The following is a 328-nucleotide window of genomic DNA, read 5'->3' as shown; positions in this document are numbered from 1 at the left end:
CACGAATGCAATGTCTAAATGCAGCAAGCTAATAATCTAAGAAGCCGGGGAGAGTTTGTCGCTTGTGCAACATGACTAGACGCGATATGAGAAGTGACGGTAAGTGGTGCCGTGGGGGAGCCTACCGCTGGTGGTGGAGGAGTAGGAGGAGTGGTAAGAGCCGGGATAGTCACCGGAGCGGGAAGTGCGCTCCGTGGAGTAATTGTAAGAGGAGCCAGGACCGGCACCTGAGGAGCGAACCACACGTTCGGAGCTCGAGGAGTAGGAGCGGGACGGGACGGAGGACCCGGGTCGGGAACTCTCGGCCTGAGACGAGTAAGAGTACGAG

General features: G+C 57.9%; 1 protein-coding gene. It reads right to left on the bottom strand.

What is annotated here, in order from left to right; all coding sequences use genetic code 11:
* Window positions 1-75 precede the first annotated feature (75 nt).
* Window positions 76-328, bottom strand: a 253-nt coding sequence (locus P2081_RS21550; RefSeq protein ID WP_490363298.1) for a hypothetical protein, incomplete at its 5' end; no start/stop codon positions are given.

It is taken from the genome of Pseudophaeobacter profundi, assembly GCF_029697505.1.
Taxonomy (GTDB): domain Bacteria; phylum Pseudomonadota; class Alphaproteobacteria; order Rhodobacterales; family Rhodobacteraceae; genus Pseudophaeobacter; species Pseudophaeobacter profundi.
The sequence above is the reverse complement of the archived record's forward strand: the minus strand, read 5'-3'. Positions and strand labels throughout refer to the sequence as shown.